The 24,386-nt window shown below is 59.6% G+C and carries 15 protein-coding genes and 3 pseudogenes; 12 read left to right on the top strand and 6 right to left on the bottom strand.

The window, feature by feature from the left end; genetic code table 11:
* Positions 1-76 precede the first annotated feature (76 nt).
* A complete protein-coding gene (locus tag NKJ26_RS16840) occupies positions 77-3,037 on the bottom strand; it encodes a trifunctional glycosyltransferase/class I SAM-dependent methyltransferase/polysaccharide deacetylase (RefSeq protein WP_352696245.1) in 2,961 nt (986 codons plus the stop codon).
* A gap of 272 nt (positions 3,038-3,309) precedes the next feature.
* Positions 3,310-3,699 (bottom strand): glycosyltransferase family 2 protein, encoded by a 390-nt coding sequence (locus NKJ26_RS16845; protein WP_352696246.1) that lies wholly within the window; start codon positions 3,697-3,699, stop codon positions 3,310-3,312.
* Between the two features lie 379 nt (positions 3,700-4,078).
* Here NKJ26_RS16845 and NKJ26_RS16850 point away from each other — a divergent pair, with 379 nt between their 5' ends.
* Positions 4,079-6,304, top strand: coding sequence for a mechanosensitive ion channel family protein (locus tag NKJ26_RS16850; protein WP_352696247.1), 2,226 nt, complete (start codon positions 4,079-4,081; stop codon positions 6,302-6,304).
* A 195-nt stretch (positions 6,305-6,499) separates the two neighbouring features.
* Here NKJ26_RS16850 and NKJ26_RS16855 read toward each other — a convergent pair whose 3' ends face one another.
* Positions 6,500-6,733 (bottom strand): hypothetical protein, encoded by a 234-nt coding sequence (locus NKJ26_RS16855; protein ID WP_352696248.1) that lies wholly within the window; start codon positions 6,731-6,733, stop codon positions 6,500-6,502.
* Between the two features lie 234 nt (positions 6,734-6,967).
* Here NKJ26_RS16855 and NKJ26_RS16860 point away from each other — a divergent pair, with 234 nt between their 5' ends.
* Both NKJ26_RS16860 and NKJ26_RS16865 read left to right on the top strand, forming a co-directional pair.
* Positions 6,968-10,267, top strand: coding sequence for an ATP-binding protein (locus tag NKJ26_RS16860; RefSeq protein ID WP_352696249.1), 3,300 nt, complete (start codon positions 6,968-6,970; stop codon positions 10,265-10,267).
* Between the two features lie 18 nt (positions 10,268-10,285).
* Positions 10,286-10,966 (top strand): redoxin domain-containing protein, encoded by a 681-nt coding sequence (locus tag NKJ26_RS16865; RefSeq protein WP_352604540.1) that lies wholly within the window; start codon positions 10,286-10,288, stop codon positions 10,964-10,966.
* Between the two features lie 15 nt (positions 10,967-10,981).
* On the opposite strand, the pseudogene NKJ26_RS16870 reads toward NKJ26_RS16865, so the two are convergent.
* Positions 10,982-11,186, bottom strand: a pseudogene (locus tag NKJ26_RS16870) (DUF5939 domain-containing protein); the annotation flags it as partial.
* A 316-nt stretch (positions 11,187-11,502) separates the two neighbouring features.
* On the opposite strand from NKJ26_RS16870, the gene NKJ26_RS16875 reads away from it, so the two are divergent.
* The 5 genes from NKJ26_RS16875 (at position 11,503) to NKJ26_RS16895 (ending at position 18,268) form a co-directional block, all read left to right on the top strand.
* Positions 11,503-12,168 (top strand): hypothetical protein, encoded by a 666-nt coding sequence (locus NKJ26_RS16875; RefSeq protein ID WP_352604542.1) that lies wholly within the window; start codon positions 11,503-11,505, stop codon positions 12,166-12,168.
* A 7-nt stretch (positions 12,169-12,175) separates the two neighbouring features.
* Positions 12,176-15,241: an OmpA family protein gene (locus tag NKJ26_RS16880; protein WP_352696250.1), complete on the top strand. Its 3,066-nt coding sequence runs from the start codon at positions 12,176-12,178 to the stop codon at positions 15,239-15,241.
* Between the two features lie 13 nt (positions 15,242-15,254).
* The gene (locus NKJ26_RS16885; protein WP_352604546.1) at positions 15,255-15,749 is read left to right on the top strand and encodes a Rab family GTPase; all 495 of its coding nucleotides are present in this window, start codon (positions 15,255-15,257) and stop codon (positions 15,747-15,749) included.
* Positions 15,750-15,752: 3 nt separating this feature from the next.
* On the top strand, positions 15,753-16,823 hold the full coding sequence (locus tag NKJ26_RS16890; RefSeq protein WP_352604548.1) for an adenylate/guanylate cyclase domain-containing protein: 1,071 nt from the start codon (positions 15,753-15,755) through the stop codon (positions 16,821-16,823).
* 374 nt (positions 16,824-17,197) lie between these two features.
* Positions 17,198-18,268 (top strand): RelA/SpoT domain-containing protein, encoded by a 1,071-nt coding sequence (locus tag NKJ26_RS16895; protein WP_352696251.1) that lies wholly within the window; start codon positions 17,198-17,200, stop codon positions 18,266-18,268.
* 313 nt (positions 18,269-18,581) lie between these two features.
* Here the strand turns inward: NKJ26_RS16895 and NKJ26_RS33580 are convergent.
* A pseudogene (locus NKJ26_RS33580) lies at positions 18,582-18,744 on the bottom strand (IS1595 family transposase); the annotation flags it as partial.
* A 363-nt stretch (positions 18,745-19,107) separates the two neighbouring features.
* Here NKJ26_RS33580 and NKJ26_RS16900 point away from each other — a divergent pair.
* From NKJ26_RS16900 to NKJ26_RS16915, 4 genes and pseudogenes are all read left to right on the top strand, one after another.
* A complete protein-coding gene (locus NKJ26_RS16900; protein ID WP_352696252.1) occupies positions 19,108-20,826 on the top strand; it encodes an adenylate/guanylate cyclase domain-containing protein in 1,719 nt (572 codons plus the stop codon).
* A 20-nt stretch (positions 20,827-20,846) separates the two neighbouring features.
* A pseudogene (locus NKJ26_RS16905) lies at positions 20,847-21,406 on the top strand (type 1 glutamine amidotransferase domain-containing protein); the annotation flags it as partial.
* A gap of 455 nt (positions 21,407-21,861) precedes the next feature.
* Positions 21,862-22,854: a LacI family DNA-binding transcriptional regulator gene (locus NKJ26_RS16910; protein WP_352604593.1), complete on the top strand. Its 993-nt coding sequence runs from the start codon at positions 21,862-21,864 to the stop codon at positions 22,852-22,854.
* A 37-nt stretch (positions 22,855-22,891) separates the two neighbouring features.
* Positions 22,892-23,311 carry a GlcG/HbpS family heme-binding protein gene (locus NKJ26_RS16915; protein WP_352604595.1) on the top strand — a complete coding sequence of 140 codons (420 nt, stop codon included), beginning with the start codon at positions 22,892-22,894 and terminating at the stop codon, positions 23,309-23,311.
* 39 nt (positions 23,312-23,350) lie between these two features.
* Here NKJ26_RS16915 and NKJ26_RS16920 read toward each other — a convergent pair whose 3' ends face one another.
* Complete coding sequence (locus tag NKJ26_RS16920) at positions 23,351-24,382, bottom strand: L-idonate 5-dehydrogenase (protein ID WP_352696253.1); 1,032 nt, start codon at positions 24,380-24,382, stop codon at positions 23,351-23,353.
* Between the last annotated feature and the right edge of the window lie 4 nt (positions 24,383-24,386).

Here is a 24,386-nt window from a genome sequence, read left to right on the forward strand (position 1 = left end):
GCTTCAGACCTTGTTTCAGGTTGATTTTCTGGTGCTCAAGCAACGGCGGTGAGTCTCTGACCCTGGTCCGACCGCTTCATTCGAGCACCGCCTCGACAATGGCAACAAAGTCATCGAGCGCGCGATCCCCACGAATCTCGATGCGCGGAAGGTCGATGGGGTCGCAATTGAGGTCCGCCGGCCCGTGTCTGCCGCCGAAGCCGATCCGATAGCCACACTCCTTGGCCAGCCTGCCAAGCCGTCGGTCGGTGACAGAGAAGGGTGCGGCGAACGCCGTGGTTGGCCGACCGGTCCACCGTTCGATGAACATACGAGAGCGCAGGAGCTCGGCGGCCAGGTCAGAGCTCGACAAACCATCGATCGCGCGATGCGTCGCCAGATGGCTGCCGAAGAACGCACCTTCGGCCGAGAGGCGTCGCACCGTCGCGGCGTCCATAAGCTGCGTCGGCGGCCCGCTGTAGGCGTCCCACTGTGCACTTTCACCCACCAAGTCCGTCACCAGGAACACTTCCGCGGTCAGGTCGTTCGCGCGCAAGGTTGGCCAGGCAAGCTCGGCAAAGTTCTGAAAGCCGTCGTCGAAGGTGATGAGCACCGGGCGGCCAACGAAAGGCTGACGGTTGGCGATGGACTGTTCCAACTGCTCGGACCCAATCGCGTGAAAGCCATTGGCGCGCAGCCACGCCATCTGGCTGGCGAATGCGGCGGGCGCGAGCCGAAAACGGGCGAGCGCGGCCGGGCCATCATCGGCGACGCTGTGATACATCAGGACAGGGATACGCTGCCGCCGCTCGCTCCGCGCGACGTCGCGGCGCAAGGCCCGCGCCCCGCCCCAGACGATATTTCGCGCGACCCCGATTTCGATGCGCGCGCGGATTGGCACATGATCGATCACCGGTTCCGTCGCCACATCGTCCGGCGACAGGCGGCGGAAGCGGTCTATGCGGTAGAGCTCGGTCTGGATCGACTGCTCAAGGACAAGGCCTTCGGTCGCTGCCAGCGTCTCCGAGATGGCTTGCGCACCGAACGTGTTCCAGTCGAAGCCCGTCCTTTCAACATTGTCACGCAGCACGAATGCGTGTGCGCTGATGAAACTGCCGCCAGGCGCCAACGCCTCAACGAATTTCTTGGCGATGCGCCGCAACTCGGCGAGATCATCCAGATAGTAGAGCACTTCCGAACAGAAGATCAGATCCATCTCACCCGGCAGCGTGTCGGCAGCGAAATCCAGTACACCGAACTCAACATTCGGCTGATCGCTGCATCGCGCGCGGGCTCGCTCGATGGCTATGGCGGAGATGTCGGTTGCGGTCAGTTGGCCCACATGCGGCGCCAGCTGCCGCGTAAAATGGCCCTCCGCGCAGGCCAGCTCAAGTGCGCGCCCGATCGGTCCGTCAGGCAGAATTTCGAGCTGCCGCTGATATTTTTCCTGCTCATAGGACGATCCGTAGTTCCAGGGATCCTCGGTCGCGAAATAGCCATTCCAGAACGACGTGCGATCCTTGTCGTGCCTGGCCCGTGCGCGGCGCGGCGCTGGAGGCGGCTCCGCAGGTTCGGCGCTCGAGCGAACCAGCTTCCGCGCTTCCGCGGCCAATTGGGCGAGTTTACCGAAATGGCTGTCTGGATCGGACCCGCGTTCCGCTGTGGAAAACATTGCCTCGGCTGCAATCGCGTTTGACGTGTCGGGACCAGCGCCGTTTTGCGGTACAGGCGATCGTCTCGCAAGCCTTGCGGCACTGTCTACAAGCCGCTCAGGCGGCACGATATCCAGGATCAGTCCAATCCAATGATCCTTTGTCACTGTCCCGAGTACGCCGAACTGCACGACAGCCTCAATCTGGCCATCGATCATCAGAGATGCGTAGATTTGATCGATTCCTGCCGGAAGGTCGATCGAGGTCGGATTTCGAGCGTCGACGCGAATTCCGAGTGTCCGCGCCAGTCTGCGCGGCGCGGCAAGATCGTCGGCGTCGAGAAGCATTTGCTCGAGGTGATACTGGACGCGGCGAGCGGCGCCGGGATTGTCCCAGACCTTGCCGAGTTCGATGGTCAACTCAGTGAGGCAGCCGTCGAACCTGTCCCACCTGGCAGCCAATTGCGCTGGCACCGACAGGCTTCCAACCATTAGGCCATCGAAGACCACCGTGGCGATCTCAAGCGCCCATTTACGTCCTGCCGGCAGCGCGCGCAGGGACTGCGGGTTGATCGAGCGCGAGCCGCGGCCGCAACTCGACGCGGCGTTCCACAACGCGAACCACGCGAGGGCTTCGGAAGCGGTGCGGCCGTTCGCCGAGATCGCTCCATTGGCGTGTGCCAGTGCTGGGTGTTTGACCCGGGGATCAGGAGAGAAGCCGCGGGCGATCACGATTTCCGCGTCTGCCATCATCTGCGTTGAATTGCGGGAGAGCGAGTTCGGGCTGACCCGATAGAAAGCGAGCGGCTCGTCGACCATCACCCAACGTCTACCTAGACGTGCCAGGCGCTGCCATAGATCCCAGTCCTCGCAGGTGCGCAGCGACACATCGAAACCGCCCAACTCGACAATTGTCTCCCGGTCGACCAGCAGTGTGTGCGTGCGAACGGCGCACCGGCGGGCGAATGTCTCGAAGGGCTGGATCGCAACCTCCGTTGAGATGCTCGACGGGGTGAGTTCGCCATCGGGCATCACGCGCCGAGAACCGCAATAGGCGGCCACTGCATCGGGCGCGGTTTTCAGTGCGGCCAGCATTTTCGCAAGGAAGCTGGCATCCACCCAATCGTCCGCATCCAGAAACATGAGCCAGTGGCCGCGCGCTGTCGAAATCCCGCTGTTGCGCGCCCCGGCGGCGCTAGACGCGCAAGAGCTCAACGTCCGAAATCGGGCATCGTGCTCTACATAACCAGCGATGATCGCGGTGGTGCGGTCCGTGGAAGCGTCGTCGACGATGATCGCCTCCCAATCCACTACTTCCTGATCGAGAAGGCAATCGAGTGCGCGCGCCAGCGTTACCTCCGCATTATGCGCAGGAACCACGATTGAAACCAAGGGATTATGCGTCACGCCGTCTTACCCGCGCCTGGTTCGCCGATAGAACAAGAGCCCCGAAATATAGCCGGCGATTGCCTGCCAAAGGAGACGGTCCTCAGGGACGCCGAGTCTAAACAGTCTCCTGCGAACTCTTCCGAGACACCAAAGCGGCTTGCATCTGAAAGTTCGTTTCAAATCCGACTTGGTGCCAGTCCGCTCATGCTGGGCGAGCAATGCGGCTGAATGGCCGCGCGTACAGAAGTAGATTTGTTTAGTCAGTCCTTCCATCATCCCTCGGTGAAACTTCATCTGAAGCGCAATCTCAGACGGAGCCCAACGATCGTCCGCGTCGATAAATGAAGGAACTCCGCGGCCATTGCCGCCGCACCAAGGTTTCGGGCCGCCGCGACGCCGCCATTTTCCTTACGCAGACGTTGGATGCGTTGATCTTTCTCGGCGTAGGCCGTCACAATCGACGCCGATCCGTCCGTCGACCCGTCGTCCACCGCGACCAGACCCAGTACCTGGTAGGTCTGCCGGCGGATGCTGGCAAGCGTTGCGCCGGTGGTTTGATCGGCATTGAACATCGGTAACACACCGCCTGCGATAGCTTTGTCCTGGATCATCGAGCTTTCGTTTTCTTCGGCAAGAGTTGGCGAATGTCCAAAACGGGTCATGGCATCGGACGGCAGCACTGCTCTCTCAAAATCGGGGCGAATTGGAGACAGGCAAAAAGACCTGAAGACAGGCTGAATGGCAAGCGCTCATGCCTTCGTAGTAGGGGCTTGGGATCCTGGTGCCGGACATTCTACGCCCAGCATCATCACGAATGTCCAGTTCGTAGAACGGCCGGAGGCCTAGGCCGAGATCGGAATACCCCCCCGGCAGTCCAGCTCGGAACGACGAAGTCTTGCACCACCACATCGGTTTCTTCTAGGTAGGAGCAACGGCGGACCTAGATGTCCTTGCTTGCCGATTTGACCGGAAGGTTACAGCACGATGCCATTCATGATTCGACAATTGGGAGCCAGGTATCTGGCGCGCCCGGCACGACCTCTTAGCGATCTGACTGGGATGTTTGCCCTGATTGCCAGGCCGCTCGTCTTTGGGATTGCCCTCTTGTTGGCTGGTCAGGCACAGGCGCAGGCGCCGGCGACCGTCCCGCCTGAAAGGGTCAAACAGCTGTTCGAGCTTCTCGGCGATCCAGCAGTGAAGGCCTGGGTGGCTGAACAACGAAATCAGCACGCCGGATCGACCGGCGCGGCTGCCGAGGCAGGGGCTTCGCCGACCGACGCATCGTCCGGCGCCGCGGCCGCACCAGGCCAGATGAATACGATGGCATCCTCGACGCTCGATCGGATCAGGCACCATATCGAACGAATAGTGCGAACTTTGCCCCTGCTGCCCGGGCAGTTCGCGCGCGTTCGCGCAGAGACCATGCAGGACGTGTCCAGCAAGGGGTCCGCAAGCGTATTTATGCTGATTGCGATGTTCATTGCTGCCGGCCTGGCGCTCACTTGGGCAACGTATAAAGTCACACGTCCATTTCGTCTTTGGATTATCGCGCAACCGAAGGATACGCCAATCGGGCGAGCCAAGAAGATTGGGGGTCGCGCGCTTTATTCCAGCATGCTGATTGTCTCTTTCGCCTTGGGCAGCGCTGGCGCGTTCATGTTGTTCGACTGGCCAATGCTTGTCCGCGAGATTGTATTGACATTCCTGATGGCGGCGGTCGTTACATGGGGTGTGCGCATGTACGTCATGGCCATGCTCGTCCCTTCCTTCATGAACGTCGAGAACGCCGTCGAGGTTCGGGGTTTGCCGATGACCAACGAAGTGGCGGACCATTGGTCCTATTGGCTACCCCGGATCGTCGGCGTCTTCGCCTTTTTCGGCGCCGCGTTTATCCTCTTGCCGGGTCTCGGCGTCGATCAGGACGGAATGATGGTCCTGTCACTGGGCGCGGATTTCGTGTTGCTGTTGGCGTTGCTGCTTGCCATCTGGCGTCGGCCAAGAACGCAGCGAGACGGTGTGCGCCACAGCGGTCACACGGAAGCGACATGGTTGTTGACTGCTTATTTTGTCGTCCTGTTCCTACAGCGCGTCGCCGGCCTTTATATATACTTCTGGGTTACCTTCGCCGCTTTCTTCCTGCCTTTAGCAATCGTGCTGACACAGCGCGGGGTTAATTTCGTCCTGCGGCCGGGTTCGGAAGATGTCGGCCGGCCTACGATCCCGGCGGTGACGATCGCTGTCATCGATCGCGGAATCCGGATGATTTTGATCCTGGCGGCGGCTTACTTTCTCGCGCGTGTCTGGGGTCTAAGCATGCAATCCATGCGCGACAGCGATACGACGACGACGTTTATCTTGCGAGGCTTGATCAATGTCGTGGTCATTGCCCTCGCAGCCGATTTCGGCTGGTCGATCATCAAGGCTTTGATCGAACGAAAGCTGGGCATCGAAATACCGCACCCTGTGATCAGCGACGAGGACGTCCCGATCCTCGATCCGCAGCAGGCGCGGCTCCACACGCTCTTGCCGATCCTCCAGAACATGCTGCTCGCATTGATCATCGTGATGGCGGTGCTGATGATGCTCGCCTCTATGGGTATCCAGATCGGCCCGCTGATCGCTGGCGCTGGCGTCGTCGGGGTCGCGGTGGGCTTTGGCGCACAAACCGTGGTCAAGGACGTCATTTCAGGCGTGTTTTTTCTACTCGATGATGCGTTTCGTGTCGGCGAATATATTTCCTCGGGCAATTACAAGGGTACTGTGGAAAGTTTTTCGCTGCGCTCGGTGAAGCTGCGCCACCATCGTGGTCCGCTGTTCACGATACCTTTCGGTGAACTCGGGGCAGTCCAGAACCAGAGCCGTGACTGGGTTATCGACAAATTCAACATCACCGTTGGCTATGACACCGATATCGACTTCGCTCGCAAACTAATCAAGCGGATCGGCCTCGAACTGGCGGAAGATCCGGAGTTCAAACAGTGGGTGCTCGACCCAATCAAGATGCAGGGCGTGCAGGAGTTCGGCGAATACGGCCTCGTATTGAGGGTCAAGGCCATGACCAGACCGGGAGGCGCCTTCGGTATGAAACGCAAATTCTATGTGCGCCTGCGCCAAGTCTTCAAGGAACAGGGCATCGAGCTCCCATTCCCGACCGTCCACGTCCAAGGGCTACAGAACCCACATGAGGCACAGAATGCGCCATTGGAGCTCGCACCCGAGTTGCAAATGGCCGTCGCGCAGTCGCACACCAATCGGCGCAGAAAAAAAGCCAGCACAACGGAGTAGGAAAGCTGTGATACCTGCCCCTCACAGCGCGGCTTAGCAATCTCCTCTGTGGCTCAAAGCTGACGTCGCTGGTTCAGATCCACCCTTCAAGACCTCGCGCGGCCGCCCTTGTGGCCGGCGATGGGTCACCGGCTGGCCAAATCCTGGTTGCAGCGGCTCAACCAATGTCGCCGGCGCAACGTTCAGTGTAGCTTGTCAAACAAGAGAGAGAGAGACGGCAGCAATCTTGCCGTCGTCGGCGATTATGAAGTCGGTTCCGGCGTACTCTGGCGGCTTGCCAAGGCTACCCTCCACCCACCGCGGTGGATATTGAAAGTCGGGATGAGTGGCCTTGATCACGCCCTGCGGCGCGGTCGATTTCGTCGCGGTGGCGGTAAGCGCCGTTTGGTTCGTAGAATACGGCGTCTTCGTGGATGGCGGCGTGCTCACGATTCTCGCTCAAGGTCCGTCTCCTCATCTCCACGCTAGCAGGAAGACGGAGGCAAGAGGGAGCTTTCGCAACGACGGCCAGGCGCCCGGATCGGCAGCGCTCTGCCGCAGGACCTACACCGATCGCTCGATGTCCATTTGCGATGCCGCTTGCTGGTCGACGGCTATCGGTTCATCCTTGTGAATATCCTGGCCGTGAACGCGCCGTAACGGCCCCTAGCGAGGTCTTGTTCCATGGACTGCTCAGGCTGCGGTTTCGAGGTTGAGGGCGGTTACGCTTTCTGTCCGAGGTGTGGCAGGCGCCAGCCCGTGCTTTGCGCCAGTTGCGGCTTTCCCTGCGCACCTGATTTCGAGTTCTGTCCGAAATGTGGGGCAAGCGTCGGTGCGCCGGCAAAACGCGTCGAACGGCCTGCTCCGACACCAAGCCAGACCATTGTGCCGTCTTCTCGGACTCCGTCGCTGCTTTCGAACATCGAACGCGAAGAAGGGCTGCATGCCGTCTCTGACGCTGATCGCCGGACGGTAACGGTCCTGTTCGCCGACCTTTGCGGCTTCACGACACTCAGCGAGCAACTCGACCCCGAGGTCATGCAAGCGCTGCAGAACGAACTGTTCAAGGAATTGACCGCGGCCGTGCGAAACTTTGGCGGTTTCGTCGACAAATTCATCGGCGATGCACTGCTCGCTTTGTTCGGTGCGCCGGTCGCGCATGAGGACGATCCGGAACGTGCGCTTCGCGCCGCTCTCGACATGATCGCCCGGACGGCGCGGCTCGGCGAAGGCACCCCACATTCCGGCTCGCCTCTGTTACTCCACATCGGCATTAACACTGGTCCGGTTGTTACTGGCGGATTGGGCATCGGCACCGCCAAATCCTATTCGGTTACCGGCGACACGGTGAATACGGCGCAACGCCTGCAATCGCTGGCCGCACCGGGTGAGGTGCTGGTAGGCGAGCTCACTCACAGGCTGACTCGGCATGCCTTCTCTTACGAGCCGCTGGGTGACGTCGTGCTTCGCGGCAAGGCTGGCAGTGTGCTCGTCCATCGACTGGATGCACCGCTTGCCGCGCCGCGTGCAGCGCGTGGGCTCGAGGCGCTCGGCCTCAGCGCGCCGATAATAGGTCGTGGTCTGGAGCTCAATAGAATGCTGGCGAGCCTTGACCAGGCGTGTGGCGGCTCGGCCCAACTTGTCCGCCTCGTCGGAGAAGCCGGTATCGGCAAATCGCGACTGGTGAAGGAGTTTGTCGCCCACGTCGGCGATGAGGATCGTTTTCGCAACGTCGTCGTGCGGCAGGCCACGTGCTCACCGCTCGGCGAACAATCATTTGGCGCCTTGGGCGCGGTGGTGCGCAGCGCTGCCGGGATGATGCAAAACGACAATGGGGACGAAATGCGGGGGAAGCTCGCAGCCTTGCTTACCGATCTCGGCCTGCAGGGCGAGGAGGCGACGCGGTTGATGCCTCTGCTCTACCATGTGCTTGGCCTTGGCGACCCCGATGCTACGTTGCAGCATGTCGAGCCCGAGCAGCTGCGGCGGCAAATCCTCTACGCCGTCCGCACAATCATCGAACGGCGGCTTGCGCTGTCGCCGCTGTTGATTGTCGTCGAAGACCTGCATTGGGCCGACGCCGTGTCGCTCGAGGCGCTACGTTTCGTGATGGACAGGTTGGAACGCACGCGGTTGATGTTGCTGGTCACGCATCGTCCGGCGCCAGACAACGGCCAGCTCGACTCAAGTCGGGTTAGTCATACAGCGCTGAGGCTTGCACCGCTCAACAGTAATGACGCACGCAGCCTGCTGGCGCAGCTTTTCGGCGAGAGCTGGGCGAACTCTGCAGGCGGGCTTCTCGAGCAAATCCTCGAGCGCGCGGGCGGCAACCCCCTTTTTCTAGAGGAGATCGTTCGCGGCCTTATCGATCGCGGTGTACTGATGCGCGAGGGCCAGCGATGGCGGACTGTGGCAGGCGAAGTCGCAACCGGCATTCCCGCCACCATCCAGGCAATGTTGCTTGCTCGCGTCGACCGGCTGCCCCAAGACGTGCGCCGATTGGCCCAGGAAGCCGCGGTAATCGGCCCGCGCTTCGATGCCACACTTCTGAAAACCGTGACAGCCGACCCCGGCCGGCTAGAAGCCGCCTGCGAACTGCTTTGCGATGCGGAAATCATCGAGGAAGTTGCCGGATCAGGCTCGGTCTCGTCGCAAAGCTACCGCTTTACGCAAACGTTGCTGCAGGACGTGATCTACCAGAATCTGCTCCTGCAACGCCGCACCGACATCCACGGGCGGGTCGGTGCTGCCTTGGAGCAAATGTGCGGCGACAAGCCGGAACGGCTCGAGGATTTGACAGTGCTCGGTCATCATTTCGCACAGAGCGCCGAACGGGAGAAGGGCGCGCATTACCTGCAGGCAGCGGGCGATCGCGCTCGCATGATATACGCCAACGATGACGCCCTTCGTCTCTACGAGCGAGCACTGACTGCGTTGGGCGCGGTCGGGCAAACACCGCTCAAATTGGCAATTCAAGAGCGCATTGCCGATTTGAGCGGCCCGGCAGGCCGCCGCGAGGTCGCGCACAGCCATTACGACACGGTGTTGCAGGCATACCGCGAGGCAGCCGATCGTGTCGCCTCGGCGCGCGTTTTGCGTAAGATTGGCCGGCTGCTCTGGGACGTCGGCAAACGGGACCACGCAGAATCCCGCTATGCTGAAGCGGCAGCGCTCCTCGATGGAGCGGATGCCCCGGTCGAGCAGGCGCATCTCTGGCAAGAACGTGGCCGACAGGCATTCCGTAGCGGAGATCACGCTCTCGCAGCAAAATGGGCAGACGCGGCGCTGGATTGCGTAGGCACCCTGATGACGGAACACGTCTCCGAGGTGGGACGCGATGCCACTCTTGTGACCGCCGAGGCACTCAATACCAAGGCAGTGGCGCTGGCTCGTCTTGGGCGAAACCGTGAAGCCGTGCGTCAGGTCGAGCGTAGCATTGAATTGGCCGAAGCCGCCGGTCTACTGGGCGCGGCCTGCCGCGGCTACACCAATCTCGGCGTGCTTTACACGACCATCGATCCGGCACGGGCGATGGAGGTCTGTCGGCGCGGTCTTGAAGTGGCGCGCCATATTGGTGATTTGGGCTTCCAGGCGCGCCTCCTCGCCAATTTGGCGGTCGCTTGTTGTACTTTCACGGATCGCTGTCCAACGGAGGGCGTGCCTGCTGCCGAGAAGGCCATCGAGATCGATCGGGCACTCGACCAGCGCGAGCACCTGCCGGTGCCGTTGATCGTGCTTGGGCAGATCCACCAGTGCAACGGCCGTCCGGAACTGGCGGTTGGCTTGTTCAACGAGGCACTGGCCGTAGCCCGCGAAACGGCCGAACCCCAACTGCTGTTTCCGTGCTATGATGGTCTTGCAACGCTTAATCTCGACCTCGACAATCTGGCCGAGGCCGAACGCTACTTTTCCCTGGCGCAGGGTATATGCGCCCAGCACGGGCTCGACCCGGAAGCGCTTGTGGTGCTGCCTTTTCTCGATTAGCCGGGGTTGGAGGTTGGAATGTCCGCGCGTAGTGACTTGGTACCGCTTCAACCGGGCGACCGGGCGCCAAACGTGGTACTCGACGCCATTTCCCAGGAAGGCAAAATCGCGCTTGATGACTTTCGCGGACAAAAACCGGTGCTGGTTGGCCTGTTTCGAGGTCTGCATTGTGCGTTTTGCCGGCGCCATATCGCCGCCCAGGCACGGCTTGATCCGGAGCTGCGTGAAAAGGGCGTGCAGAGCCTGACGGTGGTCAACACGCCGATCGAACGGGCGCGTCTCTATTTCCGCTACCACCCGATGCCAAATCTGCTTACGGCCTCCGACCCTGAACGCGCTTCACATCGTGCTTTTGGACTGCCCAATCTCGAATTCACCGAGAACGAGACGAATTGGCCGTACAGGGTCTCGATGGCAATGGCAAAGGATATGCGGGTCGACCTACCAGGCGAGTTGCCAGGTCCTATGGATCCTTTTGCGGCCAGCGAATTCCTCGGCAAGAAGGACAATTACGAAGTGACCGAAGCCGACGAGCAGATGATGGCAACGGGACACGGACAACTGATAGGCCAGTTCCTACTGGACCGGCAGGGGATCGTCCGCTGGAGCTTCACGGAGGTTCCTGAGGGTGGGCGATACATGTTTGGAGCCCCCAACCCGCAGGAATTGATGTCAGCAGTGTCCCAAGTCGCCCAATAGAGGCCAAGGGGTATGTTCCGGCGATGCGTCGCACAGGCCCGACGTAATGCTTCTGCAGCGTGCGCAGGGCGCCGAAATTATTGAGCACCATCCCCGATTGGGGACAGAGCACGTAGCTCATATCGAACAGGCCGCAGCGGGCCGCGTGAAGGAAGAGGTCGATTGCTTCAGGCTCGGCGATTGCGCGGTCGCGGGCGAAGGCCAGTGCATTGAAACGGTAGCGCGGCTGGCGTCGCCGCTCCGATAAGAGTTTCAAATTTTTTAGATGACGCGCCTTCATCTTCACCTCATCACATATAACGAGGCACTACTCATTTGTGCGGAGATTGGTCGAGCGGTCAATTGGATTTGCCGGCCATTTCCGTTATCAAAAATAGATACTAGAGCGACCTCAATCGTAGGTTGCGCAATGCCCAAAAGACGAACAAGGGGCGCGTGAAATCGACTTGTGCCAAGAGGATTCCGGCTTGCCGGCCTGATGTTTGTCTGACATAATTTCTTGTTTCGAGTTTTGTTCTGGTCAATGGGGCGTCAGGATGGCTAAGGATTCTTCGAGTACCGCTTCTTCGGCAAATAAAGCGGACGGAAATCTGACAAGTAATGCAGACGGAAACGGGCTGGCCTTCATGGCGGGCCAGGCTCGCGAGAGCGGGGCCACCGGCGACGCTGTAGGTGTTGACAAGATACGTGATCTGCTGTTCGGCAACCAGATGCAGGACTATGACCGCCGCTTTTCCAAACTTGAAGAACGGGTGTTGCAGCGCTTCAAGGATGTCGAATCGGAAGCCAAGCGCAATCTTGACATGTACGAGTCAAATGCAAAGAAGCAGGTCGATTCGCTTGCGGCGCAATTGCGGAGCGAAAAAGATTCACGGGCCGATGCCGACAAGGAGATTGACCGGAATCTTCGCGAGCAAAACCAGGCACTTGAAAAGCAGGTGCGCGCGTTGTCCGATCAATTGAGCGCGCTTGAGCGCGACGTTTCGGACCGGATCAATCGAAACGATCATTTGCTGCGTGAGGAAATCAAGCAGAAGAATGAAGGCGTTCAGATGCTGATAGAGAAAATGTTTGCTGACCTCAGCAACGTCAAGACCGACCGAAATCTTTTGGCGGGTCTGTTTGTCGAGGTCGCAAAATGTCTAAGTCAGGATCCTGTCGGCAGCAAGAGCAACTCGGAGCGTAGCTGGAAAGTGAGTTGATCGGAACTTGACGTCGACCGTCGACCCAATCAGCCTTCCGCCAAAAACAGCCTCGAACGATACAGAGATTGATCGCGAGGCTCTGGCTCGTCTTTTGATCGAAATTGCCCGGAACGTTGATCCCGATTATCGTGCGCGTTTCGACGGAGTTCCAACCGCCGATCCTCGCATGGAAACGCTGCGCCAGTTGCTGGTTAGCCGCGAAATTTCAGAGCTTTCACGAGTTACGCATCTGCTGGACGAACCGGAGCAGCTGGCGGCAGCCGTGGGCGGCGTTCTTCCCAGTGCGGCCGCACGAGCGCCTCATGCGCAACTCGGCGAGGCCCTTGCGCCAGCTGTCGAAAGGGCTGTGCAACGTTCTATCCAGAAGAGCCCGCGCACGCTGACGGATATATTATACCCGGTGTTTCTGCCGGCAATTCGCAAGTCGATAGGGGAAAAGATCGACCAGACCTTTCAGTCGCTGAATGAAACTTTAAGACATATATTTACCTGGCACGGGCTCAAGTGGAGATTTGAATCATGGAGAACTGGAGCCAGCTTCTCTGAAGTTGTTCTTAAACATTCTCTTATATATCGGGTAGAGCATGTCTTTCTCATTAACCGAAATTCCGGACTTTTGATAGCGCATGTAACTGCCGACAACGCGACAAGCGAAGATCCTCAACTGATTTCTTCTATGCTGAGTGCAATTCAAGATTTTGTGAAAGACTCATTCAACGAGAAAGAACAGAGCGGCCTGGACACTATTCGTTTTGGCGACCTTCGTCTCTGGTCGGAAGTTGGACCGTTTGCCACCCTGGTTTCGGTGATCCGAGGAAATCCGCCAGAGGAATTGCATGAAATCGTTCGCGATGTCTTGCTTCGCATCCATGATGAATGCTCACAGGCTTTAGAGCAGTTTGACGGCGACAGTTCGCAGTTGGCCGGCGTAGAGGCGCAGTTGCAGACCTGCGTTGAACTGAAGCAGGAAGAATCAAACCAGGGATTTCCGTGGCTGGTGGTGGCTGCAGCCCTGCTGGTTTTGATTCCGGCAGGCGTTTGGTTCTTTATTTCCTGGCAATCCGGGCAGCGCTGGCAGGCCTATGTGTCGCTACTGGAGACCCAGCCGGGCATCATCGTTGCAGAACAAAAGATACGCGGCGGCCAATTCTATATTGCCGGCCTGAGAGACCCGCTTGGCGCCGACCCGCAGTCGCTGTTGTCTGCAACGCAGGTCGATCCCGCCCGCGTTCATTCACAGTGGCAATTCTATCAGAGCCTTGAGCCGGAGTTCGTGTTGAAGCGGCTGACGGCGTCGCTGTATCCGCCGGATACAGTACGGCTTTCGATCGTCAATGATCTCATCGTTGCCGAGGGCGAGGCTCCCGACACCTGGATAGATCGGGCGCGCGCAGCCGCCCGACAGCTTTCGGCAGGCGGACCGGAATTCGACATCTCCAAGGTTCGTGATGTGAGCCCCGAAGCACGCGCAGCGGAGCACTGGCAGGATTATGTGTCGCGACTTGAGGCCCAGCCGGGAATCGTCGTCGCCCAACAAATGGCGAGGGGCGGACAATTCTATATTTCCGGCCTGAGAGACCCGCTTGCCGTCGACCCTCAGGCTCTGCTGTCCGGAACGGAGGTCGATCCCGCCCGCGTTCATTCACAATGGCAATTCTATCAGAGCCTTGAGCCGGAGTTCGTGGTGAAGCGGCTGACGGTATCGCTGGCTGCGCCGGAGTCAGTACGACTATCGATCGTCAATGATCGCATCGTTGCCGAGGGTGAGGCTACTGCCACGTGGATCAACCGGGCGCAGGCCGCCGCCCAGCAGCTTTCGGCAGGCGGGCCGGTCTTCGATATCTCCAGGGTCCACGACGTAAGCCCCGAAGAACGCGAGGCGGAGCGCTGGCAGGCCTACGTGTCGCGACTGAGGACTCAGCCGGGCATCATCGTTGCAGAACAAAAGATACGCGGCGGCCAATTCTATATCGCCGGCCTGAGAGACCCGCTTGGCGCCGACCCGCAGTCGCTGTTGTCTGGAATGCAGGTCGATCCCGCCCGCGTTCATTCACAGTGGCAATTCTATCAGAGCCTTGAGCCGGAGTTCGTGTTGAAGCGGCTGACGGCGTCGCTGTATCCGCCGGATACAGTACGGCTTTCGATCGTCAATGGTCGCATCGTTGCCGAGGGCGAGGCTCCCGACACCTGGATAGATCGGGCGCGCGCAGCCGCCCGACAGCTTTCGGCAGGCGGACCGGAATTCGACATCTCCAAGGTTCGTGATGTGAGCCCCGAAGCACGCGCGGCGGAGCACTGGCAGTATTATGTCTCGCGACTTGAGGCCCAGCCGGGAATCATCGTCGCCCAACAAACGGCGAGGGGCGGACATTTCTACATTTCCGGCCTGAGAGACCCACTTGCCGCCGACCCGCAGGCTCTGCTGTCCGGAACGGAGGTTGATCCTGACCGCGTTCATTCACAGTGGCAATTCTATCAGAGCCTTGATCCGAATTTCGTGGTGAAGCGGCTGACGGCGTCGCTGACCCCGCCGAAATCGGTCCGGCTTTCGATCATCCAAGGTCGCATCGCTGTCGTGGGTGAGGCTCCTGCCGCGTGGATCAACCGGGCGCAGGCCGCCGCCGAACAACTTTCGGCGGACGGAGTGGTTCTGGATGTCTCGCAGCTGCATGAGCTGGACCTTGCAGAACTCAATCATTTGAGAGAGGCCATCCAGACGACGGATATTTTCTTCTCTTCCGGCAAAGTTGTGCCGGGACCAGAGCAGATGCCGGTTCTCGACAGATTGGCGGGTCAAATAAAGGAATTCGCCCAAGATGCCCGCAAGTCAGGCGTAACAGCGCGGTTCATGTTGACCGGCCATTCGGACGCCACGGGCCGTGAGACGGCCAACGCGTCGATCAGCGCCGCCCGCGCCGAGACAGTTCGTGCGCTTCTCAACAAGCGCGGCGTCACTCCGGAACTGCTGCTGGTTCGGGGCGCGGGCACCTTTGAACCGGCGGTGCCTGAAAATAGTCGAACTGGGAGTTCCACCAATCGCCGGGTTTCGGTTACGGTAAACCTGGATTAGGGCGGAGCCCAAGATGTTGCAAAAAAAGATCTGTATGTTGGGCGGGTTCTCTGTCGGAAAGACGAGCCTGGTTCGCAGGTTCGTGCAAAGCATCTTTTCCGAAACCTACTTGACCACGGTGGGAGTGAAAATCGACAAGAAGAGTGTCGCACTCCCGGACAAAACCGTGGATCTGATTTTGTGGGATTTGGCCGGCGAAGACGATATCGGCTCATTCCGCGTCAGCCATGTGCGAGGTGCGACAGGGCTCGTCCTTGTCGTCGATGGAACCCGCGCCGCTACTCTTGCCGCTGCGCTCACGCTGCGTGAGCGGGTCGAGGCCGAATTCGGTGCTATGCCGTTTGTATTGCTGTTCAACAAAGCCGATCTGGCCGATCGGTGGGTAATACCGGATAGTGAAATTAACGAACTGAGACAACGTGGATGGCAAGTTTATCTAACAAGCGCGCTTTCGGGTGAGCATGTCGATGATGCGTTTCTTAAACTTGCTTCGATGGTAACCAGATAGACCATGGATGGATTACCAAGAGAGGTCAGAAGTTGGATTTTCAATTTCTTCTACAATGGGCGCTCTGTCGCATATTTGAAAATCGACGCCCAGCTTTGCATAGCTGCTAAGGGCGGAAATGTTGAACATTACGGACTCTCATCGCTTCGCATTGGCAAAGCTGTTGCCGAGCAGCTTGAATTTATGGAAGGTTTGCTGCCTTGCCCGGAGCTTCCGTTTCACATTGCCATGGTCGAGCTGCCCAGCGGGCGTGTCGCGGACCTTCATTTTTTTGCTGATAATGCCTGCGTGTGGCTGCTCTTTCTTGACGCCACTGCCGAACGCGACAATAGGCAGCGGCTTCAACAAAAGGCTTATGAAATGACACTCCTGCAAGAGAGGGAGCGTCAACTCAACGAGAAATTACAAACGACGAACGAGGCGTTGAGGAAAAGCCAGGAGGGATTGGCGCGTGAATACCAGCGCGCCGAAACCCTGCTCCTCAACATTCTTCCGGCGTCGATCGCGGAGCGGTTAAAAGCTCACAAAAAAATTGCTGACAACCACGCAGAAGTGAGTGTGCTTTTTGCCGACATCGTCGGTTTTACGGAAAGAGCGCGCAACGTCGGAGCCGTGACGACGCTCGCAATTTTAAACTACTTCTTCAAGGCGGCGGATCGGCTCTCGGAACGATACGGCTGCGAAAAGATCAAGACAATCGGCGATTGTGTGATGGTGGTCGCTGGCCTGCCCACCGCACGATCCGATCATGCAAAGGCCCTCGCGCGCTATGCACTTGAGCTGCGCAAGGCCGTTAAGCGCGAACGCTTCGCAGGAGAACCGCTGAGACTGAGAATTGGAATTCACTCAGGACCAATCGTCGCGGGCGTCATAGGCAAAAGGCGGTTCGCCTATGACCTGTGGGGCGACACCGTTAATCTCGCCTCACGTATTCAAACATCCGCGGAGCCCGATGAAATTCGTATTTCGGATGCAACCCGCAAACTGCTTGGACCAAATTTTGCCTGCGAGCCACTCGCGGAAACGGAATTGCGCGGTACAGGTCGCGTCCGAATGTGGCGGCTCCCGGCCTGATTGGCGCTGCGCATTGCATTAAAGCTCGTCAAACATCATCGTTTCGAATGTTCGCGGCGGTGCGCGAAGCAGTCGACCACCGTCGCCCAAGGTTTTCGGCGAAGTATTTGCCTACACCATGGCCCGGCGAAAGAACTCGGCTTAAGCCGCCTGACCAGTTCTCATCTGTCTGCTTCCCATTTTCGCCGGCGGCCAGGGAGTCAGCGAGAGTCTTTCGAGGTAGGGGAAACTCCTTTGAAGCGTCGCCGCAAGCAGGGAGTATGATCCGTATATCGTACTTCGCGTACCCAAGGGATATGATTCATGAGATCTGATTCCTTGCGGTAGTCCCGCCAGTCCAGAATGAGGCAGACTACCTTGACTGCATGCGTCCAATGACTGAGTACCCGCGCCTTGCCTACAGCATGAAAGCCGTTCGCAAGGCAGGCGACCGACTGGCAAAACCTATTCAGTTCGGACTAGCCACCACTGTCGGCCAGTACGTGGACGCGCTCGAAATCTACTCAATCGCCAACAACTGGCGCGACTCGCACTTTCTGCCGATGCGGAGCGTTCGGTTCTCTGTCGGTCACCACATGAGAGCCCTCCGACTGAAGGGCGACATGGCATCTCGCCCGAAGGGTATGGCATCCATTCGTCGAAAGCTTCGAGAGTCCACCACCAATTTGGACACCATGAACGACATCGGCGGTTGCCGAGCGATCATGGCCGACATCAACGGTGTTCGTTCCCTTCTCGCATCGATACAAGACAAGTTCCCCCATGAGATCCACTCTCGGGAATTCAACTATATCGATGAGCCGAAGCCGGACGGCTATCGAAGTCACCATATTGTCTTCAAGTACCGACCCAGAGATGCCGACACTGAGGCTTTCGCGGGACGACGCATCGAATTGCAAGTTCGGACCAGACTTCAGCACTCATGGGCAACTGCGGTTGAGGCTGTCGGGCTATTCCGGGGCCAGGATTTGAAGCACGGAAAGGGCGACCAGGATTGGCTACGCCTTTTCCGGCTTATGTCGGCGGAATTCGCGCACGTTGAGCAGTGTCCCGTTGATATCGGTGTTCCGGATCACAATGACCGGGTGCGAGAATTGCGAGATATCAACAAGCGTATAGGTGCGACAAGCATACTAGAAGAAATCAATAACCTTATCAGTTACTCAGAAAGTTTCGTACAGCCAACGGAAAAAGCTAGACACTATTTAATAGAGTATCGCCGAGACCATAACGTGAACATCAAGCCATTCTGGACGATTATATTAGGCGCGCGGACATTGAAAGATATAGAGCGAAAAATCGAGCTAAGGGGCAATGGTCCAAAGGCTGTCTTGGTCGAGGTCGATAAGGTCGACAAGCTTGTTGAAATGTATCCGAATTACTTCGGAGACGTTTCCTTATTTGTTCGTAATTTGACATCAAATCTGCGTGTGAAAGGCGGCTAATCGAATGCAGCCTGGCCCCGCAACAGGGAATAGCTCCCAAGCCCCTACGAAAGCCGGATTATGGTTGGCTTAAGCGTCGCTTCCGTTTGAAGTAGCCGGACCATCTGCCTTCCTTGGCAGAATTCGCCCTATAGCCCGTTCGAAATCCTTGCCGCTTTCATCAGCCTTTAGCTCACGAGCGGCTTTCTTGAACCGCTCGGATTGCGCTGACTAAACTTTCCAGCCTTTTTGGCTTTGGCTTTGGCGCGGTATTTTGGACGGTCGCCAGGCGCCATAGGGTGCCTCACCTTGCACTAGACGTTCTCAGTCACCGCGCCGCCACATTGACTTTGGTCGCTTGCACTACATGGAAGGTGCGAACATTGCCGCCGCGCTCGACTAGGCCGAGAATGGCGCGCTCGTTCGACGGGCCAGGTCTTGCCGCTCTTGGGGAAGGGCCGTACCTTGGTGGTAACGGTGCGCTTCTCTTTGGTCGGCGCCTGCCTGTCATCGGCCGATCTCCTGGTCGTCGGCGCTTAGGCGCATCGTTGCGGCGTCTGCGGAAAAAGTGCGCGGCGGCGTAATGCACGTCGGCCCTGTGCCGAGCGCGGCGAAAGGATAATGGCCCGCCTGTGGGACGAGCCTCTGAATCGTGCAGCCGGGCTGCTCATCGTGCCGGATGCGGCGAAGCGGACCATAACCGACATTGCATTCCGCTGCGGCAGGGGAGCCGAGCGTCGCGCGAGTCATAGTCTCAAGAGCCGTGATCTGTGGTATTAAAGGCCGGTAAGAGCACGCCGGAAGCGCCGATCCTACTCTGACCTGCGGCTTGCGTGTCGCGATCCTAACTGAGGCCCAACATGGAGCGGAAGCTCGCTGCCATCCTTGCCATCGATGTTGTCGGGTACTCGGCGCTCATGGAGTCGGATGAAGCGGGCACCTTCGATCGGCTAAAACGTGGCCGCAAAGAGCTGTTCGAGCCGGAAATCGCAACACGACACGGGCGAATCTTCAAGCTTATGGGAGACGGCCTGCTGGCGGAGTTCGGCAGCGTGGTGGATGCGGTCGAATGCGCGGTCACGCTTCAACGCGGCATGGCGGAGCGTAACGCGAGCGTCGCCGAAGAGCAGCGCTTCGAAGTCAGGATCGGAATTAACCTTGGAGAAGTGATCGTCGAAGGGGACGATCGCTACGGCGAGGGCGTGAACGTGGCCTCGCGCCTCCAACAACTCGCCGAGCCCAGTGGCATCTGCGTTTCAGAGAAGGTGTCCAAGGAGGTCAGGCAGAAGCTGGCGTTTGCGTTCGAGCCTATGGGCGAGCAGCGGGTGAAGAATATAGCCGAGCCGATATACTGCTATCGCGTGAACCTGCAGCTTCCGAGAGCCGCTCCGGTCGGTCGACTGGCATCGCTGGAATTGCCCGACAAGCCCTCTATCGCGGTTTTGCCTTTCACTAACATGAGCAACGATCCGGAGCAGGAAACCTTTGTCGACGGCTTGACCGAAGACCTGATCACCGACCTATCTCGCTGCGCCGGCCTCTTCGTTATCGCGCGCAACTCGACCTTTGCTTACAAGGGGCGGTCGGTCGATGTGCGTTTGGCCGCGCGTGATCTTGGCGTGCGCTATGTGGTTGAAGGCAGCGCCCGGCGCGCCGCGGGACGCGTGCGCGTTAATGCGCAGCTGATCGACGCAATCGGCGGCGATCATATCTGGGCCGAGCGCTACGACAGCAGCCTTGAGGACATCTTTGCAGTGCAGGATGAGGTCACGGCCAAGATCGTCGAAGCCCTTGTCGGCCGATTGGCCGGACGGCCGGCCCGCAAACGGCCGACGAGTCTCGAAGCCTATGACCTGTGCGTGCAAGCCCGCGGCGTCAGTTTTCAGACCGGGTTAGGGGCGCGGGAAGCCTGCATGCTCCTGGAAAAGGCGATTGGTCTCGATCCCGACTATGCCGAAGCACATAGCTGGCTGGCTCTCAATCTTTGGCTCGGCTGGCTGTTCTGGGATGAGCCGAAGGAAGCCAACCAGCCTCGCTCGCTCGCGGAAGCGCAGCAGGCAGTGGCGCTCGACCCTAACGATGCCGGGAACCGCTGGGTGCTGGGCATCATACTTGGTCACGAACGGCGTTTCGCGCAATCGGATGCTGAGTTCGAGGCGACCTTCAAGCTCGACCCCAATCATGCCGATGCTTGGGCGATGCGCTCGGATCTCATCACCTTGAGGGGCGACGCGGTCAAAGGCGTCGAATTCGTGAAGCGGGCATTGCGGCTCAATCCGCGCCCACCGGGGTGGTATTATTGGATGGCGGGCCAAGCCTACTATGCGCTCGGCGACTATCAATCCGCGGTCGATGCTTTACGCAAGCCGGAAACCTACCGCACCACGTCGCGGCGCTTGCTAGCGGCAGCCCTCGCGCAGCTGGGGCGCCAGGATGAAGCCCATCAGGAGGCGGAATTCTTCATGATGAGCAATCCTCATTTCAGCATCAGGTACTGGGCAACATCGCAGCCATTCGACGACGAGGAATTGCTCCAGCGCTTCGTCGAAGGCTACCACAAGGCTGGCCTTCCCGACTAAAGGGCGCATCGCTTTGGATCGCGAAGGGCGGCCAGCCACCTCTCGACGCGAAGAGCGACGAGCCGATGTTCCAGACCGACCTCACGCGGCGCTTCAACGCTGACCAGGCTGCCAAGGCGCACCTCGCAGAAACTGTGCGCCTGGACGACGTCGACCAGAAGGACTTCGATGCGGTCTTCTACGCCGGCGGCCACGGCCCGTTATGGGATTTGGCCGAAGACCCGAATTCGATCAGATTGATCGAATCCTTCATCGCAGCCGGCAAGCCGATCGCCCTCGTGTGGCATGCACCGGGCGTCCTGTGTCGCGTAACCCCGACGGCACGCTGTTCGTTCAAGGCCGATACGTGACCGGCTTCACCAACAGCGAGGAAGAGGCTGTCGGCCTCACGCAGGTCGTGCCGTTCCTCGTCGAGGACGAACTCATCAGCCTCGATGCGGTCTTCTCCAAGGTCAAGGACTGGGGCGTGCACACAGTCGTCGATGGCCAGCTCATCACCGGTCAGAACCCGGCATCATCGAGTGAGGCAGCGGGGGCACTTATGGCTCCTCTGAGCCAAATGAAGACAAAGACCGCGTGAGCGATTGGAAACATCGTGATCTGCTAACGGGACAGCGTTGGCAGATCACCTTCTCACGGAACGCCTGTTCGCACGGTCCCAGCCTCAGGCGTGTATCTCCAGACGATGCTCGGGCAGGCGTGCATCGCCCGCCACTGCTACGCCGCGTCCGAAACCGCCGCCGCTTTCGCCTGCCCCCCGGGGGCTGATCGAAGTCGAATTGGGAGGAAAATCTCCAGAAACCGGAACCAAAGGCGGACATGACGACCTGGGTTGTTGCCAGCTCCCGGTGATATCGATAACACTACCGAAGTCGATCCGATTCTAAGGTGGTGCATGAACGCGGCCGGACGCCAGATAAACCTCGTGCCCAAATGTCTGGCGCTCGCCGTGATCAGGCCGGCGCGGCCGGCCGGTAGAGTGCGCTGATGGCCAAGGCAACCTCATCGAGGCCGGGCGAGAGCCACGCCCCGACGATGGTCGACGTGGCGCTGCGGGCGGGTGTGTCGACCATGACAGTCTCGCGAGCCTTGAAGGAAGGCGGTCGCGTTTCCAAGGCCACGCGGGAAAAGATCATGGTCGCGGTCAACGACCTCGGCTACGTGCTCGACCAATCGGCCGGCAGCCTGTCCTCGCGCAAAACTGGATTTGTTGCCGCGATGGTTCCATCACTCAACAATTCCAACTTCGCCGACACGGCGCGCGGCATTACGGATGAACTCGAGAGCACGGGGCTCCAGCTTCTGCTCGGCTACACTGACTATACGGTCGAGAAGGAGGAAAGGCTGATCGAAGCGATGCTCCGTCGGCGGCCGGAAGGCATCATTCTGACTGGCGGCGCCCATACGGAGCGCGCCCGCCGCCTTCTTAAAAACGCGGGCGTCCCTGTAGTCGAAACCTGGGAGTTGCCCGCGAAACCCATCGATCAGGTGGTCGGATTCTCCAACGAAGAGGCTATGGGTCTTCTCGTCAAGACGCTCGCCAGGAAAGGTTACCATAAATTCGGTTACATCGGCGGCACGACCTCGCGCGACACGCGCGGCAGCCAGCGGCGTGAAGGCTTCGTAAGAGCCATCGAGGAACTCGGCCTTCCGACCGGCCGGCTCGTCTCCTTCGGCGTGCCGCCGATCTCCATCGAACAAGGTGGCCAGGCGGTTGTCAGCATGCTGGAACGCTGGCCCGACACCGAGGCCGTGCTCTGCGTTTCCGATCTCTCGGCCTTTGGCGCGCTGATGGAATGCAAGCGTCGTGGAATGCGGGTCCCGCAGGACATCGCCATCGCCGGCTTTGGCGACTATGAGGTTGCCGCCTTTTGCCATCCCGGGATCACCACTGTGAACGTGGACTGCTATGGCATCGGGCGACAGGCTGCCCGCAGGCTTATCCAGATCATCCGCGGCGGCGAGAAGAAGCACCAACAGGAAATCATCCTGACCGGTTATCGCGTCGTCGAGCGCGAAAGCACCTGAGTTCGCGCCGCAAATTCGAACAGAGAAGGGCATTCCTATAGCGATGTTTCGAGAGACCATCACCCTCACGCATGAGGGCGCGTTGAAAGCCGTTGCAGCCGGAGCGGCGCGCGCCGTCACCATGGGCGTGCCGCAATGTCTCGTGGTCGTCGATGCGAGCGGCGAGACCCTCGCCAGCCTCCGCATGGACGGGGCGCGTTTTCTGAGTATGCGCACTGCACAGGCTAAGGCGGGTACGGCGGCGTCCATAAACGCTGCCACCGGCGGCATGGCGTTCGAAGCGGCACTCTCGGCCGGGATAGCCTCACAGGGCAGCGTGACCAATCTGCCCGGCGGATTGCCGATCCGCTTCGGCGGACGCCTGGCGGGCGGCATCGGCGTCGGTTCGGGAACCAGCGAGCAGGATTTCGACGTGGCTCGCGCCGCGCTGGCGGCGATCGGCGCGGACGCTGTTTAAGCGAGTGTGCTGATATCGGTCCGGAAGGTCGGCGGATCGTCAGAACGCAATCTGGACCTTCATCGATCTGTTCCGGTCGCCGGCGATCTCGAAAGCCGCAACCGCCTCACCCAGGGGATACACGCCCGTCAGTAGCGGTTTGACATCCACCCGGCGGCGATTGATCAGGTCGACGGCGAGCGCAAACTCCTCGTGGAAACGGAAAGTGCCGCGCATCTCTATCTCCTTGGCAACGATGAGGTTCTGTGGGATCGAAAGATCGCCGCCGAGACCGAGCTGCAAGAGCACGCCGCGCGGCTTTAGGACATCGAGCCCTGCACGCACCGCGCGTTCGTTGCCGGAGGCCTCGAACATCACGTCGAAACTACCCTTGTCGACATTGTAGGCAGCAAGCTTTTCGCTGTTGGTCGCGACATTGATCGTTCGGTCGGCGCCGATCTCCAGCGCCTTCGCCAGCACGCCGTCCGTGACATCCGTCGCAACGATTTCGCGTGCCCCGTGGGCTCGCGCGGCCAGGATGCATAGCGCGCCGATCGGCCCGCAGCCGGTGACCAGAACCCGCTTGCCGAGCAGCGAGCCGGCGCGGTTCATGGCATGCAGCGTCACCGCGAAGGGCTCCGCAAATGCGGCTTCATTGATGGAAACGTGGTCGGCGATTTTGTGGCATTGCCACGCCTCGGCGAACAAGCGCTGGCGGAAAGCACCTTGGATATGCGGCATAGGCATGGCGCTGCCGTAGAAGCGCATGTTCAAACACTGGTTGTGCATGCCTTGCAGGCAGTAAAGGCAGGTGTTGCAGGGCCGGCTGGGCGAGATCGCCACGCGGTCGCCGATAGCGAGGCCGGAGACGCCGTCGCCGAGGACCCGCACCGTGCCGGCAACCTCGTGGCCAAGGATCATGGGTTCACGAAGGCGGATGGCGCCGAAGCCGCCATGGCTGTAATAGTGCAGATCCGAGCCGCAGATGCCGCCAGCTTCAACGGCGATCTCGACCTGCCCAGCGCCGAGAACGCCCGGATCGGTCTCCTCGATCCGCAGGTCTTTTGCCGCGTGGATGACGATCGACTTCATGATG

It is taken from the genome of Mesorhizobium sp. M0152 (genome assembly GCF_040322415.1).
GTDB lineage: Bacteria > Pseudomonadota > Alphaproteobacteria > Rhizobiales > Rhizobiaceae > Mesorhizobium.